The sequence below is a fragment of the Candidatus Obscuribacterales bacterium genome (assembly GCA_019744775.1).
Classification (GTDB): Bacteria; Cyanobacteriota; Vampirovibrionia; order Obscuribacterales; family Obscuribacteraceae; genus SBAT01.
This window is the reverse complement of record JAIETZ010000005.1, coordinates 141,794-160,794: the sequence shown is the minus strand read 5'-3', so window position 1 is coordinate 160,794 and position 19,001 is coordinate 141,794. Positions and strand designations below refer to the sequence as shown.

The window sequence follows — 19,001 nt, the reverse complement described above, 5'->3', positions numbered from 1 at the left end:
CGTTATTCCGCGTTCTTAAAACCACGTACCCTCGCGCCAATATTAACGTACCCTGTCAGAGTAAGTTCATATCAAATTTTTAATTAATTAGGGCAAGCCTATACTACGATTCAGGCAGCAATTTTGCATGTATTGCGTCACCTTTTGAGGTGGCAAGCGATAGTAAACCATGCGGAGTTGTTACTGGTGCCGGATAGATGACGTCCGGTTGCTGGCTTGTTTCTTTTGGCTTGCTTTCTGGTGGTGCTGCTTCCTCTTGCTCCATTATTTGTTTGCGCAGAAATTCGACGGTCGAGTTATAGGCAGGTTTGTTGACGGCTACTCGAATGCCGCTAAATAAACGAAAGTCAAAACCACTTAGTCCTGGTGGATTGCCTGGTGCGCCCCAGTTCCAGACTGGTTCTGCGCGGATGAAGGTTACGATGCCGGGCGTTTTCTTGGACACTGGTCGCGATAATTCAAAGTCGCAGATCATTGATTGGTTATTGATTGGTGGAATAGCAGTTTTATTTCTGAAGTTAGCCACGTAAGTGCTGGTGGCAGTGAAATTCCACATCCCGCGGCGGTAAAGGAAACCCCATGACCAGAATGGATCTATTTCTCTTTTGGCACCCTGAAAATAGTAGTGACTGCGCAATTGCATTAAGCTGCTGCCGAAAAGGACGAAATTTGGTTTGACTATTTGAGTTAAGTTGATGGCAGGCAATAAGTCCGCTTGCTGGAAATGTGGAGCTTGCCATAGTTCACGAGCTTGGAAGTCGAATTGTAAGTTTGTCTTTTTGAAAAGTGGAATATCTTGACGGAAACCTAGTGAGAGTGACTGTGTAACCGGTTTGCTCAACTGCCAGTGATCGGCAAAGACGTCTTTGATGAGGAACCAATTGCAATAGACGGCAGTCTTGCTAAAGACGTTGTAGCCTAAGGATAAGTTAGGCAGAATACGAAAGACATAGTCTTGCCTTGGTTTGTTGCTTGTGAAAAAGACGTTGGTTTCAAGACGTTGACTCGCTTCAGTCACCATGTTGAACCACATGCGACTCGGCAGTCTCTTCAAAATAGCATACTGCAAATCGCGGCTCATCATGGAGCGCTCGCCGGTGAACATCTCTGGGTTGACGTCTGTCGGAAGTACAGTTGGGTTAAAAGGAACGACATCACCAGCAGGCGCTGCTGCAACTAGAACCTTATCAAGATTTTGTTGCGCAATTGAATTTTGCTGATTTGTATTATTTTGTTGGTTGGGCGGCGCTGGCTGGGCAGAGGCGCCAGAGCTAAAACTCAACGAAGCAAGTAGAGTGCTCAAGGCAAGATATTTGAATCTTCGTTGACGGGGGCGGAGCACTTACTGTCATTTTCTAGAAAAATAGCTAGTATGATGCAACTAGTATTTCTATTTGATACCAACCACCGTCGCATTGTATATTTGATGGATCGTTAAGTCAATCTAGTAATCGAAATGTATAACCAAAAGATATCTATGCGCTATATGTCATGCTTGGCATTGATAATTATCGGTATCAGTGTTGGCTGTGTACCTGTATTTGGTGCTGAACGAGTTGGCGCTATTGAGTCGTCAAGCAATAACGAACGCATCGATAAGCTATTCAATGCATCGCTTTCCAAGCTGAAGCAGAACAAACCCGCAGAAGCGCGTGAATTGTTGATGGAAGCAAGTAAGTTGGCACCAGACTCAGCAGGCATTCATTGCAATCTTGGACTTTCTCAAATGCAATTAGCAAATTTAGATGAAGCTATTTCGGAGTTTCAGTTGAGTCTAAAACTTGTACCGACCATGACTGAGGCGATGATTGATTTGGCTGAGTGTTATCGATTGCAAGACAAACTTGATTTGTCTATTGAGTGGTATCAAAAATATTTAGAGCTGCGTCCGAATGATTTGTCCGTCCGGCAGACTTTAGAGACAGTGGTTAAGCAGTCTAAGTTGCCGCAGAGTGATAAATTTGGGTCCAACTATTTGCGGGAAGCAATTGCAGTAGAAAAGAATCGTTGGCCGAGGGACAAGACTACAATCTCCGTCTATTTTGACAGGAATACCAAAGTGCCTGGCTTCCGTGACGAATTCATAGGCGTGTTGCGCGATAGTCTTACTGATTGGAGTCGTGCTCTTGATGGAACGATACAGTTTTCTGAGTCGTTGTTAGAACGTAATGCTGATTTGGTTTGTCGTTGGATTTATCAACCGAAAATTGGACATGATGACTTGCTTTTAAACGAACGGGGCAATGCTTCATTGACGGTGTATCAAGGGCAAATTAATCACGCTACAATTAAACTTTTGACGGCGCCGTCGTTAATTGGCAGCGAAGTAAGCGATGAAGTTATGAGGAAGACATGTTTACATGAAGTCGGGCATGCTCTAGGAATAAATGGACACTCGTCGAACAATGCGGACATAATGTTCTATCTAATAGAATCTCCGACAGTACAAAGTCATCTCACTTCACGTGATAGAGAGACGATTCGCAAGCTGTACGACCTGAATTGACGCTATTTGTGGAACATGCAATATTCATATTTTCCGAGTTTGCATTTCCCGGCAAGAGACCATGCATATCGTATACAGGCTCAGGAGACATGTAACTCGTCTTTTTCGGTTCAGTATTATTGGCAGGTGGTGCTTCTTCCATCTCCAATAATTGCTTGCGCAATTGGTCAACGGTGGCATTGTATGCCGGCTTGTTCATTGCCACGCGAATGCCACTAAAGAGACGAAAATCGAAGCCGCTAAGTCCTGGTGGGTTGCCCGGCGCTCCCCAGTTCCAGACTGGTTCTGCACGAATGAAGCTTACGACACTGGGGACCTTTTTAGATACGGGACGTGATAATTCAAAATCGCAGATCATAGATTGGTTGTTGATAGGGGGAATTGCATTACGGTTGCGGAAGTTAGCAACATAAGTTGCAGTTGCTGTGAAATTCCACATGCCGCGACGGTAGAGAAGTCCACCTGACCAGAAGGGATCTATTTCACGAGTGGCGCCCTGGAAGTAATAGTGGCTTCTTAACTGGAGAAGACTGCTGCCGAAAAGAACAATATTAGGCTTGACTATTTGGGTCAAATTGATTGCCGGCAGTAAATCCGCTTGTTGCAAATGTGGAGCTTGCCATAATTCACGAGCTTGAAAATCAAATTGAAGGTTTGTCTTTCTAAAAATCGGGATGTCCTGACGAAAGCCAAGTGAGAGTGATTGAGTCACTGGCTTGCTGAGTTGCCAATGTGAGGCGAAGACGTCTTTGATCAAAAACCAATTGCAGTAGACTGCAGTCTTGCTGAAAATGTTATATCCAAGAGATACGTTCGGCAAAATACGGAAAACGTAGTCTTGTCTCGGGCGACTGTTGGTGAAGAATACGTTGGTTTCCAAGCGCTGACTGGCTTCGGTAACCATGTTGAACCACATGCGTTCCGGCAGACGTTTCAATATGGCGAATTGCAAATCGCGATTGACCATAGAGCGCTCGGATGAGAATAATTGTGGATTGATGTCCGTTGGAAGAACAGTCGGGTTTACAGGCGCAAAGCGGCCACTATCCAGGCTGGGTTGCGCAATCAGCTGGGCAACGGCTTGGGGTTGCGTAGAACCTTGTCCTGCAGTCTGATTGGTAAATGTCTGTGCCGAAGCAGGCAAAGCTGTTGAAGTAATCAACAAACAGCTAATAAATTTGCCAATATTTACGGGAGACGTAGTAAGGATGCCGTTCACAGTTGAATTTTATAACTTATAGAACGCCCGCGTCTAGCTATCCTTAGCAGTCTGAGTCTATATTTACCGAACTTGTTTGAATGGTCCTTCACCTGCGGTGATTTGACCCAAGATTGCCACGTTTTTCAAGATGCCGCGAGCCATCCTACGTTCGGATGCATCCTTGGACTTGAGCATATTTCTGAAATCGGGCAATTCTGCACAAGCTGCGAATATTGAAAAGTCGCCAGTGTAGGCTTTGTATTCCTTACCTAAAGGAATTTCTTCAATGCCGCGCAGTCCAAAGATCATTACAGGATTCGCATCAGCTGCATCGATATCGTGACCGGAAGTTATGATCAGGAAGCGTCCGGGCTTAAGGGTAGTGAAGTGTCCTTGCTCGCCACGATAGATAACATCTGCTCGTCCGCTACTTTCAAAAACGTAAACACCAACATCTCTACCTCTATCTCGAATGAATACGCAAGCTCCCTTTGGAACGCTCAAGGTGCCATTGGATACGGCAACATTGTATGCGCATTTAGTGCCGGCAACCACTCCGGCTACGGCATTTTCCGATACTGTGTCGGCTGCTGCATGTGGTGCCACCACTGGTGGAGTCGCCGACGCCAGGTAAACGGGCTCGCAATCATTGCTTAAATCAGGGTGCTCATTGACCCAACTTGCTGACGCTTTTTGATTCATTCGGGCAGCTGGAGTCGGTCCGTTATCTGGAACAAAGCTGACATTCTTGACGCCGGGGCTTACCGACAAATCAACCGTCCCCGAAGTTGACGGTAAAGCAAATGAGCCGTAAGGCAGTTGCGTTGGGATATTCACTCCTGAAGCACCGGATTGCGTAATGGCTTGAGTAGAAAGAGAACCTGTTCCAACAGGATGCGTACCACCTGTAACCGACATAGTTTGCGTTCCAAAATTATGTGTGTATCCTGTCGGTACATCCAATACGAAAGACGATGTAATCGGAGGTAGCCCAACAGTAGCTCTGGTTTGATTGATCGTAGCAAGAGCCTGCCAGTCGAATGACGATGGAGCGAACCCATCATGAGTATGAGTATGCCCGCCAATATCCAAGGGGATTTCACTACCAAAAGCAATTCGGTCTTCACCGCCTGACACGATAGAAGTTACGCCATCTGGTGCTTTTGCCGTGAGACTTGTCCCTTGTCCTTTGAGTTGTTCAGCTGTAGGTGTAATCCATCCCATTTCAACACCAGTCGAAGAATAGGGATTGCCGCTACCGTCATATCTGAGTACTTGTCCCTGGGAAGCGTCTTTCATTGCGCCCTGAATGAAGGCGGTGTCGTTTTTACTGCCTGGAAGAACGGATAAAAATGGCTGTGCATCTGATTCTCCAATACGCCCAGCGTTGGCGACATCATTGGTCGAGACTCCTTCTTGTTTGAGCATCTTCATGATGTCAGACATGCTGGCTTGGACTGCGCCATTATTTCCGAGCGTAAGTTCTTTATTGGCTGCACTTGTTGGTGGTTTGAATCCTGGGATTGGTTCAACTGCATTGGCATCTGTTACAACGAGTTTGCCGTCTGCTGTTTTACCAATATTACTTACAATGCCTTCAAACCTGCCTGGTCCATTTTGGAATTGATATCCTTCTTTAGCTAGTTGGTTTGTGACCTGCTGTAAATCGGCCGCTCCTAGACCATCGCTTGGAGCATACGGTAATACTTCCATGGTGTACCCACCAACCTGTTTGGTTTCTGTTGGTTGAAGCACGGAAGGAGTATTTGGACGGTTTACTTTATCGGTGGGGCTAATTCTCAAAATGTCGTTGTTGGCATTCTTTAATACCAGAGCTTCGCCACCGGCATCGAACATCTTAAAGCCGTCAGGAATGTTTGACACGACTTCTTTAAATGATGAGCTCTTTGCCAAATCCATGAGTGGTATCGGCACATTAGGGTTGGATTGTAATTCTTTGAGATTGGTTGCGAATTTTGATGAATCGTCTAGCCCTTCGTTTTTCCAGGCTCCTCCCTCAAGAGATACCTTTTCTCCAGAGCCCAGATCTCGCACCAGATTGCCTGTTGTCCTGTCGTGCAGAACGGAACTGCCATCGGAAAATGTGATTGCATGAGTGTCACCTGGTACTTTGCCTCCGGTTTGCTTCACGACTTGTGGCATATTGTCTGCAAGGGTTGCGGCTCCCTTAATTTCGGTGGCTGCTTTTCCTGCATCGCTGAGTGCGCCTAGTACCTTAGCGCCACCCAAAATCAGCGGATCAGGAAGCAATATGTTGGATGTTTCTCCAATGACGGTACCCAAGGCTCCGCCTGGATCCTTTTGAATAGCACTACCAAGATTGTTAGCCGCATTGCCAATTGAATCCCATCCGGCTTTGGTATTGTCGACAAATTCCATCGGATTAAGTGCATTGCCTAATGTGTTTAGGTCAGTGTTCTGGGAAAGACTGTTGAAACTGTCCTGCAAAGCAGCTCCCAATCCTTTATTGTGAATTTGCTCGCCAAAATCTGCTCCGGCATTACCTGCTTGATTTATTGCACCCAAAAGATTGTCCAATTGCTTAACCATTGGGTTAAAGGCTTCTGCAGTATGTATGCCACCGGAGACTGGTACCGCCAAAGCCGCGCCGCCGAGTTTAGCTGCGTCCATCACAAGTGGATTGTCTGTATCCATGAAGGTATCGGTGATTGCTTGAGTGCCTTGATCAATCTTATTTGTAACCATAGACTTGCTGAGGCTTTGCAATAATGATTCTCCGAAGTTTGGCGATTCACTGCCGACACCGCCGTTACTCATATCGAGTTTTGGCTGCTGCATTCCCTGCGCATCGCTGCCCTCGCTGGCAACTAAGTGTCCAACAAGTGGATTATTTTGCATAATGTTTTGCATGCCCGATTGGAAGTTGTCGAGCAATTGCTGAGCGCCGCTTTGTACGGTTTGCGCACCATTTTGCATGTTCTGAGCGAAAGTATCCAGTCCCAAATCCTTGGCTAGTGATTGAGCACCTTCGGTGATGTTGCTGCCTATTTGATTAGGATCAAAGAAATTCTTAGCTGTGTCTTGAGTGACTTGACCTAATGGTCCTTGTCCAAGATCTTGGACTCTAGCGTTGTCCATTATCGCCTGCTGTTGATTAAGCTGTGCTTGAGGATCTTGAATATTCTGTGTTGCCTGATCAGGCACATAGAACTTGAGGTCGCCATTCTTGATTGCGTCGCTCATGCTGACTTGCTTGCCATTGCTGTCCACTAAGTGAACGTTGGTGAAGTCGGATGTTGATATAAGTTGTGGCGTTTGACCAACACCTGCTCTTTCAATAACGCCTGAATTGTTGCCTTCGACAATTAGTGTGCCTGTGTGGGAAGTCTTAGCATCGCCACCACTTTGATAGACAACTGATGCCAGGTGGTTTACTTGGGATAGAGAGTTGGGGTTGACCGGAGTTTGTACCCAACCGTGCTCTGCGTACCAGGTTGCATTACCCTTATTGCCTTGCTCAATGCCACCTTGGACAATGCCCTGAGCTGCTAATCCTAGCTGCTGCATTGCTCCATTTAAGTCGGTAGCGCTGTTCATGTGCAAGTCTTGTCCGGTAACAACACTCTGACCGGTCAAGTGACAATTGCTAGCCTGGCAACCAACTGGGACGGTGCTGCTCCAACCGGTTGACTGCGCAAGTCCGGGGATGTTTTGCATTGTGCTCAATGCCAGACCCTCAGCATTATGCTGATTGTTTGTAGTCTGGACGAATTGTCCTGCGTATTGACCAGTACCAGGCTGCCAGCTGTTTGGTACACCATTCTCCGGCAAAATTGATTTGTTGATAATACCGGTTGTCGGGGCGTTATAACCAGTTGGACCGTAGTCGTTGATGTTAGTGGTGTTGCCACTTAGAGCCGGAGCATTAGAGAGGTTGAATCCGGAGTTGTTTCCATTAAGGCTGAGTCCGGACTGTTGCGACAATGATCCTAGCGTGCCGCTTTGGATAGGACCATAAGTTCCATAATGCGACGGATCCTGCATTGTTCCAGTGAACTGTCTTTCTGCCTCGGCTGGACTGAAGTTACCGGTATTAGAGTTGTATTTCAGTTGATTTGCGTCTGCTTGTGTTTGAGACGAACCAGTTAGTGAGGTGTCGAACTGGGCTTGTCCTTGCTGATAGCCGCCCTTATCGACAAAAGTCTGAACTCCGCCTTTTTTAACGGAATCCTTTACTGTATTGGACGAATTTTCTCCAAGAATGATGTCTCCTTGATCAAAGACATCTCCGCCAGGTAAGCCACTATCTTTCCATTCACCAGTATTTGCGGACAGTGCATTAGATTTTTGATTGAAGAGTTTATTTGCGTTGGCAACTTCTTGGTCGGTTCCGTAAGTCTTGGTGGTTGCATCTCTCCAAGAAAGCTGATTGCGATCAACAGGTGGTGATGATTGCTGATTGCCGTTGTTCATCATCTGAACAACCTGATCGGCTAGTGCATCTGTGTATCGCTCATATTGCTCCCCAGCAATAAGATTGTTTTTCTCTTGCGATGTCAAACCATTCCATGTGTCCTTGCCGATGGCATTTTTCAAATTGTCGACGATGTTACCCATGTCGTTAAAGGAACCATCAGCTTGATTCAGGCGTTGCTGACCATTGCGCATGCTGGACATGAGACCTTTGAGATCGCCGCTGTAGTATTGCTGCGCATATCCTTGGGCGCGTGTCTTCCAGGCGTCGTAAGATTCTCCATCTCCACGTGGAACACGGTTTTTCCAGTCGTCCCACCAGTCTTCAGGCAAGTCGGCAGTGACCGGCTCGTTAAAGGCATTGACTAAAGTCTGAGCGATGTTTTTAGCGCGAGCTTTCCAATCGTCGTAGGATTCGTTGTCGCCACGTGGGACAAGATCTTTGGCCCAATCCCACCAATCATCAGGTAAATCTGCTTGATCACCAAATGGTGTCAAGTCTTGAGCAGTTCTGCCATCAGTTCCGTCAGCATCAGTATTGCGGGTATTACCCGTTGTATCGGTAGGTGGATTGTTGCTTTTAGTTGGAGTCTGGTCTTGAGTTGCTCCCGGATTAGACGGTGGTGGCGTTGGTCCCGGCGGCGGTGGTGGCGGCGGGGGAGGAGGTGGTGGTGGCGGCGGAGGAGGAGGAGGAGGTGGTGGTGGCGGCGGTGTGCCGTTGTTAAAATTCGTCACCGACACATTGTTTGGCGGACTCTGAGCCTGAGTGTTGTTCATGGTAGCGCCGTCTTTGGTCATTGGTCCGGTGTTGGCCGTGTTGCCGAACATCGTTAGGCGGGTAGTAACACCGCCTACATTTGTTTTTAAATCTATCTTGCTGGAGGCAAAGCTATTAAAAGTGGTTGCGGTAACTGTCTGGGCGCCGACAATATCGCCGTGGTCGATAACGCCATTTGTGTGATCGACTACACCTAAATATGTCCCGATCATGTTTTCAGTCGTGACACTGCCTGCCTTTTGATTGGCAATAAAGGCTGATGCAGAAGCAACGGGTAGTGCCCCTGGCGTGTTATTGAAAGTCATGCTGGCGAAAATATTGTGCGAAAACTGATTATTGTTGATTACACCGCCAGTTGTAATAGCGGGGTTGGTGTTGGATTCAGACAAGACATGGAATCCACCGGAGATAATCGTGCCTGTATTTATCGCTATAGCTATAGAACCATTTACGCCGGCTCCATTTTGTGATGCGCGAGCGGCAAAATAGCTGAAGTCAGCAGTGACAGTATTTAAGTTCTCGAGACCGATATTGCCACCCGTCGTACTTGATTTTCCGGTAATGGTGCTCAAGATTGGCACCACAACTTGAGTAAGATCCGGAACTTGTAATTCAGCACCGGCAAAGAAGCGAATGTTGCCTCCGGAAAGTTGACTGGCTGAGCCCGTTGCCACAATATTGCCTGCGCTAAATATGGTTAAGTCGTTGCCGGCACCTAAAGTCAGATCTGAGACCAACGAGACATGACCGAAGCCGTTCATGATGAACACATCACCGTTAGCACCACTATTTAAGTTGCCGGTGTTGTTGATGATAAGGTTGGGCGCCGCCATTGAAATGACTGCAATAGTTCCACCTGGTCCTGTTGCGGTCACCGTGCCGGAATTTTCAAATCCTTGATTACCAATAAGGAAATGGACGCCAGTTCCTTGTATGTTGGCATTATTAGTTACTGCTTCCAAGCTGCCTATTGTTACAAGACCGGTTCCTTGAATATTGCTGGCATTGGTGAAAATATCGCCGGCAATCATATTTATTACTGGACCAGTTACAGCATTGTTGATTTGCATTGTCCCGTTGGAGACAAGTGTCAGTTCATCTGTAAAGGTTACGCCGCCACCAACGGTTAACGTTGCGGTTGATCCGACAGTTTGTATCCAGAGTTTCTTTGTCGTGCCTCCTGTAAGGTCGACAGTCACGCCACTGCCACCGCCGCCATTAACGGAGATGTTTGAACTGGATACGATCGTTAATGAGGTGCATCCAGGACAGTTAACCGGACCAATGCCGGCGAACGCACAATTGGAGCAACCTCCTATAACATTTCCGCCAATATTAATTGTGTCGGCACTTATGATTTGAACTAGTCCACTACCGAAAACATTGCCACCGATATCCAGTGGTGACAGAGTTATCGCCCCGGCGGTAAATATACCCGTGGTGATATTGGTTTTGGCATCAACAATTTTGACACTATTGGTTGAACACGATGGGCACAAGATCGCAGGTTGAGCAGTAGCAACTGTTATGCTGCCGTAGCCACCGCCTCCGCCGACAGCGGAAATATCACCTAGTTGAACACCGCCGGCTCCAGCAATTAGCACATTGCCGTTGGTTTTTGTAGCGCCTGCACCATTGGCAGTGATAGATACAGTGTTGGGAAGAACTACGGCTCCGCCAAAAGCAAGTATCGTGATATTGCCGGCGTTTCCTGACCCGGTGGCAGAAGAGTCAATTCCTAGCGACGGATTGCCATTATCCAGGTTTACGCTGCCGCCTGAGCCTGATTGTCCGTTGACAATTACTGCTCCATCTTCGTCTGTTGTGAAGTTAGCTCCGGCGATTATTATGATGTCGCCGGAGTCACCTGTGGCTCCATTATTGGTGCTAATGAATACACCTGCGGTTTGCGTAAGAATGCTACCTCCGGAAATAAGCGAGAGCGATCCGCCTGTGGTCAGTATGCTATTGGATAAGCCGATATTACCGGCTGAGCTAAGTGAGAATGGTCTTCCATTAGTGGCAATTAGTGCCGCTAGGTTTATATCTCCATCGGTTGTTAAATTGGTTTCTGAGCCATCTAATTGATTGACTGTGATATTTGTACCACTATTGTTGATATTTACTTTGCCGCTTGTGCTGACGGTTAACTGATCGGCAGTGATATTCATTTGCGTGCCGTTCTCACCACTAATATCAGCGGCTCCGGCAGTTGTACTGTTGCCGATGTCATTCAAAATAATATTTGATGCACTTAAGTAGGCATTTGGACCGATAGCAATAATGCCGCCTAGTCCTGGATTAATAGATGTAGATTGGAAATCAATCGTGCCGCCGGACGCAACAATTGGTCCGGTATAGGCAATTCGGCCGTAGCCATTACCGTTGGGAATGGTATGTACCCAAAATGTCTTGCCACTTCCCGCTGTACCTCCTCCAATAGTTACCATGCCCAAAGGAAGAACGTAGACATCTCCACCACTAGTAGAAGCGCGCATATTGAAATTGTCTCCGGAGCTGTTGCCGATGATGATTGGCTCCGTTAAGGATCCTATATTGCCTGTAGCTGAAGCAAGATTGATGCTGCTTGTGTTGATGGTTGACGTGGAGAATTGTGTTATATTTCCGCTTCCGTTAGCAATTAGGGTGGCGCCATTTGGTGCAAATATATTGAGAGCGGAGCCGGAACCTAGTGTGATGTTGCCGTCTGCAGCGCTAATGATTGTTAGCGTAAAGGCACCGGCGGCATTGATGGCTGCAATTGCCGATGAAGGGATGTTGGTGTTGTTAACCACTGTGCAGCCTGAACAATTCGTGATTATCGAAGCTGGCGATCCACCCACAAGAGCGCATCCTGCACAAGCAGTTACAGGACCACTTGCTACATTTATTGATCCTGTTGAGTATATTTGAACCAAACTATTAGAGCCGGTGGTTATCGGGTTGATTGCAATGTCACCCGCCAGTAAATTACCGGCCGTGAAATATCCAGTGCTTACACCATTAGCGGCAATTGTGTAATAGTTGTTCGTGCAACCAGGACAAATAATTTCCGGAACGGCGGAAGCTACTGTTACGTTACCGTTGCCACCAGTGCCTCCACTTGTCCAAAATGATGGGTAGGTAATGCAGAAGACGCATCCAGGTGAAGATGAGATTGTTGTCGAAGTGCTGTTGGAGCCGGCAATTACAGTGATGTCACCATTAATGCCAGTGCCCGCAGCGCCTGTGGAAATTACCGAAGCTGGTGAACCAAATCCAGGAAGAGAAATTATCCCGCCGGTGGCACCATTGGAATATGCAATCAAAGTAATGTCTCCAGCATTCCCACTGAAGCCGTTGCGATCAGTAAGAAGACTAGTGCCAACTTGAAGTGTAATATTACCGCCGGTTCCCGAACCGCCGGTAATATTGATTGCGTTTGAATTATCCGTAAAGAAATTAGCCCCGGCAATCAGTCTTATATGTCCATTCTGAGAAGCGGGAGCTGAGTTGGGTGTTGTTTCGATGCTAATTTGAGCGGTAGTTTGAATATTGCCGCCTGCGACCACGGTAATTGGAGAAGACTGCGTATCTAGATATCCACCTAAACTGATATTTCCTCCAGCAGCAAGAGCTATTGCCGAAGCACTGAAATTGGAAATGCTGCCTGATGTGGTTATGACTATATTTCCGCCCGTGACTGCCAGTATAGACTCAGGTACGACGGAACCTTGAAAGCGGATGTTTGTAGCGTTATGCGCAGTGGGTGCCATAATCCTGGCATTATTTACTGTGCTTCCATCTGTGTTGAATTGAATCGGAGCTCCTGTTGAACTAACTGGCTGACCGGTCGCAATGAGCACAAAGCCACCACCGCCTGAATTTTGGGTGCTGATTGCGCCCAATAGAACTGCATCGCTAACGCTGGCTCCTGACTGAACAGTAATTGGAGCAGTTGAAGTTGTTCCGGCTATTACAGTTATGTCACCAGCTGTTGTACTGCCATTTGAACGTAGCCATCCAGGTACTATGACGTGTCCGCCACCCCCACCAGTGCCTTCATAAGCGGCCAAGGTTATGTTGCCGCCCGGACCAAATGAAGCGCCCTGGGTATTAATTTCAAGACCTGGAGCCGCAGAAAAATCGATGTCGCCGCCACTGGCTGATGCACCGTCAATAGTGACTATGCTTGTCGCACCTCCTGATGGCGGAGTGCCGGAAAGTGTTGAGCTGGGACCGTTGCCGCTTGTGATATTAGCTCCGGCAATAATATTGATATCGAAGCCGGAATTCGTGGTTTGCGCAGCTATCTTCGTTACAACTGATCCATTTGGGATATATATGTCACCACCGGCAATGATTGCCAACTTCTCGCCAACTGTGATGTTGCCTGTAATTTGGATATCGCCGGAGTTGAAGAATGTTGGATCACCTGAGAGGTTCATTGAACCAAGAGCGAGATTTTCACTAACGGTATTAACATGAGCTTCGCCGGCGGTAATATTTACCAACCCGCTTATATTGTTTGCGTATATATTGGCTATGCCATTGCCGGAAAACACATTTAGTTGTTTCGCAATGAAATCACCACCAGTCAACTCACTGTTCACCTTGGCTGATGACAAGCTGTCGCGGATGTTAATCGCACCGTTCATTGCCTGCATAACGCCGTTTACGTTGTTCAAAGCAAGATTGGCAGTTTGAGCTGTTTGAACATTGATATTGCCAAGATTAGCTGCCATAACTCCGGCATTCTGAATTGAGCCGGATAGCGCAGTTAGCGACAAAGACTGCATTGCCTGCATAACTGGATTCATTCCAGTAACGCCTGCAGGTAGGGCATTCACAATTGAGCCACCTGCGTAGAGATTTAAGTTGGCAGAGCTGGTTATTGTGCCTGCGTTTACGATATTGTTTATTGCGGTCAGATTGAGCGTAAGACTTGTCAGTGCTGGATTGAGACTAGCCTGTAAGGCAGCCGGTAGCAGCGTCGACAAGACAGCATTCTGGTTATTGGTGATGTTTTGGGCTGCGTAGGTTGCAGCTGTTACTGCCGGGTTGGATGTAAAAGCATATAGATTGCCGGAATTGACCAAATTGCCTACCAGGCTAAGACCGCCTGATTGAGCTACGTTTTGCAAAACAGTAACACCTTGCGGAATTGTCAGGCTGCTAATTACCTGGCTCATTCTGGCGCCCAGCATCATGGTGCCTGATTCGGCGGCGCCCATGGCGTTGAGCATGAGGGTCTGGTTGCCTGTCCGCATGACTTGTTGAATAGCTACCATTTGAGCCGGGGTTACCTGGCTACCAGGGGCGATTGCTGTCATTGCACCGCCCATATTGATGTTTACAGGAGTTGAGGCGCAAGCTGGCGCAGTAACGGTTGCCGCCGTTGAGCCCAAGTCCAAATTGACGTTAGTCTGGCCGCCCCAGCCACCGCCGCCGTGGCAATGGTGTTGAGTTTCTGCTGGTGCTGCCGCAGAAGCGTCTTGTGCCCGTGCTATGGGCACGTAACTAGTAAACGCAAATAGAATGAGCGATAAGGACGCAAAAAAGCGCTGACGAAGCATCGAAATCTCCCCTGGAGGCTAAAAGGTCAAGTTCGCCAGCCAAACCGAAACCTACAGCTAAAGCCGCACATCCACTACAACCTTCTTATACCCATTAACTTTATAAGATATTCGCGATGATAATCATTAAAAATGTTGTCTGGTTAGTATTTTCGGCAATTAAGTCAGTTTGTAACCAGCTTGCTAACGACTATGCAAATTGCTTACAAAGCGAGTCCAGGTCTAGCGTCTATAATATTGAGCCATGAGTACCAATGAGGCGGCACAAAATTCTTTTGGGAACTTCCTTCGGGAGTTGAGGCTATCCAGAGGATTCTCGAATATCAACGAGTATTTGCGCAGATACCCTCTGGCGATGAGCAATGTCCACTACAGGCATTTAGAAAGCGGAAATCGCAAGATAAGCATTGATTCGGCTAAGGAACTTTGCGAAGCGCTTCAAGCTGATGCCAGAGCGTTTTACTGCAATTTACTCAGGGACTACCTTCCAGAAGAGTTCATGGACTTTTTCGTGACGCTTTCTAGTCTTGAGAGTCCTCATACCGATAAGGAAAGAAAGTTACTAAAACAACAATATCAAGCCGCTGTGATGCGGTCTTTGGACTCACAGGTATTTTTTCCTTCCAACGAAGCTTGTGAATATTTGGCAGAGCATTTTGAATTGATGCCGATTATTTGGTTTGTCTATTCGGTTGCGAAGGCAAATCTTGCCGATATTGAAAAGATAATTCAAAAAAACAAAATTGCCGTTTCTGCTCAAAGCGTTGTCGATCAGCTTTCTCGGATATCTTTATTGAAGACGGAAGGTGAAGGTACAATTGTGAGAATGAAGCCGTCTATCTGCTTCAGTCATCACGAGCTTGGCTTGAAAATACTCAAGCATGAAACCGACCGGAGTCTTGCGCAATATGTACAACCACGTAACCCTCAACTCAAGGATTCTGTCCTTATCCTGAGCGTTATGTCGGCGTCGGCGGAATCACGCAAAATCATATTCAGACGTATCCAGGATCTCATGAGAAAGCTACGTGAATCGGCAGACGTCTCTTTCTATGCCAATGAAAGCGAGAGCGAGCCGGTCTTTTACTCGATAGTTTTTGCTCGGTGCGAACAGTATTCAGCAAAACCGGTTGATGCCGTTGCGATTTAGACTGGTATCTGTAGCAGAAGCTGATCGCGCTGGTGTAAGTCCAATCGGTCCATTTGCTCAAGCTCTTGCTTAGTTCATTACTTGTCGTGAGGTGAATCAACTGGCAAAACTGTAAAGCTTTACACAGCCATTTTCATCTTGTGTATAAAATACCCACGCACTGTAGACTAATGACTTCAAAACTATATCCTCCGATGACGTAATCCCTTTTTCTGCTAGTGTTGAATTGACCTCCTTCAGGTATCCGTCGTTGACGTTTAAACTAGCCATACCTCTGGCAAAAGCTTCAAAATAGTTTGATTTATTTGTGGAATCCTCCAGGTAGGCAGTGAAGTTGCCGGTCATATACCCGTTGGCAGCGCGATAAAATGATGATAATCCCGCTACTGTAGTCACGTTCCCTTTTTGTTTCAAGGTATTTGTTGTTGTTCCGGAAATATTGCCGTAATTTGCTTTATTCCAAGCGTCGGACCAGTCAGCCTGGTTATCAAAGAATTTCATTTCCTCTTTTACGGCTCCCTTCTCATAGGTGAATCGAACATTGCCGGCAGCATCAGTAGTGTGCTTAATGTTGGACATAGTAAAAGTTGAGCCAGTCGCGAATCCAGTTGGAGACCCATGAATTATCTGAATTACCCTAGGTTTTCCAAGTTCATCAAGGCAATCCGGGGCCGGACAACGTAATGACCACTCACAAACAAGGGGCTTATCCGAAAAGCGGGGAACTACATTATTTACCGGTGCCGCCAAATTTCGGAAATAGTCTCCATTTACATTGGTCACATTGTCTCGTGCTACACAATTCCATTTCAATTTGACATTGTTGCCGGCATTGGTAATTAGTGAGGCTGTATTTTGATAGCCAACCTGCCCTTCAAGAATATTGACGCCGGCGGTTGGCTCAGTCTGATGCACTAAATGTATTTTTCCGTCTGCTTGTAAGGCAAAAGAATAAATGTTGGCATCTTTAGGTGGAATACTTGAAGCAGCGAATGCCGGTGCCAGTAATTGGAAGCTTTCGCGATTGTAGCTAACCTTTGTGTTTTTTGCTTGTACAAAAAACTGCAAGGTCTCCTTTTCATCATCACTCGGTGCAGCAGCCCAGTCACAGACACCAGCGGACGTGTCTTGCCCGGTACTGATTTTACCGGTTCCTGAAATCTCCATCTCGGTTGCTGCCCGAGTTGGTACGTAAAGATAGCCCGGCATAAGTTCAAATGTTCGGTCACTTATTCTGGTTGCCCCAAAACTGGTAAGCATCTTGCGGTCATTTAAAAGTGCATACGACATTTGCAGTCCGAATTTAGCGTTTTGCATAACAATAAGGGCTCTTCCATAAATCATCACTGCGGACTCATGCTGTCGAGCCGCCTCTTGCAGTGTCGGTATCATGCTAGGATTGAGCGGCTGCCCGGTTTTGTTGTCAACGTTGTCTACAATGAATTTTTCTGTTCTATTAATTTCCAGGATACAGTGTTGTTGAACTTTCTCTGAAGCCAGAAGTGTTTGTGCGGAATAATCGTTCATGCTTGTGACGGCATTGTACAGATCCGTAAGAGTATCTGGTGGTTGTCCGTTGGTTGTAACTACCTTATTGTTGTCGATAGAGACAACGAGAGACGAAGCCGGCAAGGTGATATCGGCAGGGACATAGCCAAAGACATTGGCAAACTGACGTCGATATCCTTCAGGGTCTTTGGAATAGTTATTCCAGTTTCGTGGGTCGCCTTCCCCTGAACTCGGCACATTAGCTATGGCGAAAGTAACTGGTAACTTGGTATTGATTTCAGCGTAAGCGGGTTGAGGAAAACCATCGCTGAACATACTCGTAGCGACACTGGAGCCTGTAAGCGGTGTTTGTAATGCTTTCACCACCTCGCTGATATTTGGTTTGACGTACATGCATTTCAGCCAGTCATAGACCAAAAATGATAAGACAACGCTGGGATTATCTTCAGTTCGTGAGTGAAAATGCTTGGGCTCACCTATGGAGGAACCAGGCTCATCAGGAAATGCTCCGCCAATTGCCGTTACCCAATAACCGTGATCCTCATCATTCCACCCCTTACCTCCACCGGCGGTGCCTAAATAGTTACTGGCAGTACCCAAATCTTTAGCTGTATGCACAGAATTAAACGAGGGATCTGCTGCCAGTTTTCTGAGCATAATTTGATTTGTTTTACCGCCTGACCCACCAGAGGTCATTATTGATTGGACAGAGGTAAAGTCTATGTTGTATCCGGATGGCGGCTTAGTCTGAGGGAAGGACACCTTCAGGGCACCGTCAGTAGATGGTAGAGCGCCATAGAAAGCACACAGAGCCGTGGCCGATGAGCGCAACTTTTGTGTCTTGTTCTCCTTCTTTTCCTCTTCCGATCTGGTGTCAGCTATCGGATTAATCTCTTGGTCTGCCTCTACTTTTACCAGCGTTGGAACCAAATTATCCGCTGCGGAAATGCCTTGCCAAAGATCGGACTCAATTAACGTGGCCGACTGTTGAGATAGTGGTACGAATTTAAAGGACCAGTCGTTACCGCCGTCATTAGCAAAATTGTCCTTTATTTCAACTCCGGCCGCATAGAAATCTATGCCGTTGGCAGAATATTTGTGCCCGGAGGCTAGGCGTGCAAGGTTGGCGGGTTGGGGAATTGGAGTGCCTGTAGAATTGTAGGTTTTGTTTGGCTGTAGAATTCCTGGGTGAATCATGAGACTGCCTGAGCGTTTCCCTTTTCCCAGTTTTACCGGGTTGTCGTCGTAGACTTTCGTGGCATTTGCTTGAATGTTTATCTCATGTCCATTGCGATCTTTAGCGACTTCACCGGCGCACGCACGGATGATCTTTTGCTGCAATTTAAATGAAGTGCTTCTTGCCTTTTCGTAGTCTTCTCTTGCCAAAACAAGCATTGTTGAGCTTCCAAGTTGCTCGGCGATGAGAGCATCCAATCTAATTGTTGCCATTAAGGTATTGATGCCTACGATGGGTCTTTTATTGGTGTCGTTACCGGGTGGCAAATTGTCGCTAACGCCTACCGGTCCGAAGTGGCTACCCTCATTTGTATCTATATAAATTTCACCGATGTCTTTTGCCGCCTGTAGAGCTGCGGCATCAATGGCATTTTGAGCCTGTTTATGGGCTCCTAGCGTCTGGATGTAGTACAAAATGAAAATAGTTACGGCTACGACAGCTATGCCGACCAATGCGACTGTGAGCGCTAGGGTGTTACCGTGGTACAATCTGTATTTTTTCATCGACGTTGCCTTCAAAATGCTGCGGTGTAGGGGATTTATACCCCTTGATTAACGGCTTTTAACAACAATGACGTGTTAAGTCAGTCTGTACAGAGCTATTTCACATT

General features: G+C 46.9%; 6 protein-coding genes. 2 read left to right on the top strand and 4 right to left on the bottom strand.

What is annotated here, in order from left to right; translation table 11 throughout:
* Positions 1-103 precede the first annotated feature (103 nt).
* On the bottom strand, positions 104-1,303 hold the full coding sequence (locus K2Y22_13155; protein MBX9879402.1) for a hypothetical protein: 1,200 nt from the start codon (positions 1,301-1,303) through the stop codon (positions 104-106).
* 153 nt (positions 1,304-1,456) lie between these two features.
* Here K2Y22_13155 and K2Y22_13150 point away from each other — a divergent pair, with 153 nt between their 5' ends.
* Positions 1,457-2,506: a tetratricopeptide repeat protein gene (locus K2Y22_13150; GenBank protein MBX9879401.1), complete on the top strand. Its 1,050-nt coding sequence runs from the start codon at positions 1,457-1,459 to the stop codon at positions 2,504-2,506.
* Here K2Y22_13150 and K2Y22_13145 read toward each other — a convergent pair.
* Together K2Y22_13145 and K2Y22_13140 are read right to left on the bottom strand one after the other, a co-directional pair.
* Positions 2,457-3,668, bottom strand: coding sequence for a hypothetical protein (locus K2Y22_13145; GenBank protein MBX9879400.1), 1,212 nt, complete (start codon positions 3,666-3,668; stop codon positions 2,457-2,459). The two genes, K2Y22_13150 and K2Y22_13145, sit on opposite strands and share 50 nt — an antisense overlap.
* Positions 3,669-3,788: 120 nt before the next feature.
* Positions 3,789-14,495, bottom strand: a complete 10,707-nt coding sequence (locus K2Y22_13140) for a hypothetical protein (GenBank protein ID MBX9879399.1) — start codon at positions 14,493-14,495, stop codon at positions 3,789-3,791.
* Between the two features lie 355 nt (positions 14,496-14,850).
* Here K2Y22_13140 and K2Y22_13135 point away from each other — a divergent pair, with 355 nt between their 5' ends.
* Positions 14,851-15,645 carry a hypothetical protein gene (locus K2Y22_13135; GenBank protein ID MBX9879398.1) on the top strand — a complete coding sequence of 265 codons (795 nt, stop codon included), beginning with the start codon at positions 14,851-14,853 and terminating at the stop codon, positions 15,643-15,645.
* A gap of 96 nt (positions 15,646-15,741) precedes the next feature.
* Here K2Y22_13135 and K2Y22_13130 read toward each other — a convergent pair whose 3' ends face one another.
* Complete coding sequence (locus K2Y22_13130) at positions 15,742-18,894, bottom strand: hypothetical protein (protein MBX9879397.1); 3,153 nt, start codon at positions 18,892-18,894, stop codon at positions 15,742-15,744.
* Between the last annotated feature and the right edge of the window lie 107 nt (positions 18,895-19,001).